The following is a 381-nucleotide window of genomic DNA, read 5'->3' as shown; positions in this document are numbered from 1 at the left end:
GCGCGCGCGGGCTTGATGAACAGCGGCCAGCCGTGCTCACCCGCGAAGTCGATGATCTTCTTGCGGGCGGCGGACTCGGCGCGCTCCCACTCACGGGCGCGGATCCCCACGTACAGGCCGACGGACAGCCCGAAGGAGGTGAACACCCGCTTCATGTACTCCTTGTCCTGGCCGACGGCCGCGGCGAGCACACCCGCACCGACGTACGGGACTCCGGGGAGCTCCAGGAGGCCCTGGAGGGTGCCGTCCTCGCCGTAGGGGCCGTGCAGCACGGGGAAGACGACGTCGACCTCGCCCAGGGCCTTGGGGACCGATCCGGGCTCGCTGTAGACGACTTCGCGGTTGGCCGGGCCGACGGGGAGGATCACGTCGCCCTCGCTC

Annotated in this window: 1 pseudogene; it reads right to left on the bottom strand. The window is 71.1% G+C overall.

The window, feature by feature from the left end:
* Positions 1-381 (bottom strand): annotated as a pseudogene (locus MFF64_RS36660) (D-alanine--D-alanine ligase A); the annotation flags it as partial.

Origin of the sequence: Methylobacterium frigidaeris, assembly GCF_022179185.1 — a bacterium.
Classification (GTDB): domain Bacteria; phylum Pseudomonadota; class Alphaproteobacteria; order Rhizobiales; family Beijerinckiaceae; genus Methylobacterium; species Methylobacterium frigidaeris.
Note: the sequence above shows the minus strand (reverse complement) of the source record. Positions and strands in the feature narration are given on the sequence as shown.